Source organism: Selenomonas sp. oral taxon 138 str. F0429 (assembly GCF_000318175.2).
In the GTDB taxonomy this organism is placed as follows: Bacteria; Bacillota; Negativicutes; order Selenomonadales; family Selenomonadaceae; genus Centipeda; species Centipeda timonae.
In genome coordinates this window covers 1-548 of record NZ_KB290941.1, presented here as the reverse complement: position 1 = coordinate 548, position 548 = coordinate 1, and the positions used below count along the sequence as shown (strand labels likewise).

Below are 548 nucleotides of genomic sequence, written 5' to 3'. Positions count from 1 at the left end.
ACAAAGAGTCGCGCAAGATTCTCCTGCAGAACCTCACGGGCAGCAGCGCGTTTAAGAGCGGACATCGGAAAGGAGATGAGCGTCATGCATTTTCCGAGTAGGGAGCAGATCGCTGCACTTCAGCGGCAGTACCCACGCGGGACAAAGGTGGAACTCCTCGGCATGGACGATCCGCAAGCCCCACCGACAGGAACGATGGGCGAGATTCTGGGCGTTGACGATGCGGGACAGCTTCTCGTCCGATGGGAGACAGGATCGTCACTCAGCCTTATCCCCGGCGTAGACTTCTTCCGCATCATGCAGAAAGGTGGTCAGTCATGAACGAGACGATTTTCTCGCAGATCATGGATATCCGCGATTCGGGGCGGGTGAATATGTTCGACATTCCCGCTGTTCAGAGGATGGCGTTTAAGATGGAATTCTACGAACTCATCTGTTTCATCGAGAGAGATCGCGCCGCATATATTCGCTTTATCCTCACGGGTAAAAAATAACCGACGATTTCAGGGATTTCGCACAGCCTTTCGGGGCTGTGTTTCTCTCGAAAA

At 53.5% G+C, this 548-nt stretch carries 2 protein-coding genes; both read left to right on the top strand.

Annotation, left to right across the window (positions count from 1 at the left end; all coding sequences use genetic code 11):
* Positions 1 to 84 precede the first annotated feature (84 nt).
* Positions 85 to 321 carry a DUF4314 domain-containing protein gene (locus tag HMPREF9163_RS06840; protein ID WP_037346479.1) on the top strand — a complete coding sequence of 79 codons (237 nt, stop codon included), beginning with the start codon at positions 85 to 87 and terminating at the stop codon, positions 319 to 321.
* Complete coding sequence (locus tag HMPREF9163_RS06835) at positions 318 to 494, top strand: DUF5049 domain-containing protein (protein ID WP_009441003.1); 177 nt, start codon at positions 318 to 320, stop codon at positions 492 to 494. The genes HMPREF9163_RS06840 and HMPREF9163_RS06835 overlap by 4 nt, the downstream gene beginning before the upstream one ends.
* The last annotated feature ends 54 nt before the right edge of the window (positions 495 to 548 follow it).

What these genes read in the sequence shown, in the direction of transcription:
- HMPREF9163_RS06840 (WP_037346479.1), top strand. Translation starts at nt 85, where the DNA reads ATGCATTTTCCGAGTAGGGAGCAGATCGCTGCACTTCAGCGGCAGTAC.
- HMPREF9163_RS06835 (WP_009441003.1), top strand. Translation starts at nt 318, where the DNA reads ATGAACGAGACGATTTTCTCGCAGATCATGGATATCCGCGATTCGGGG.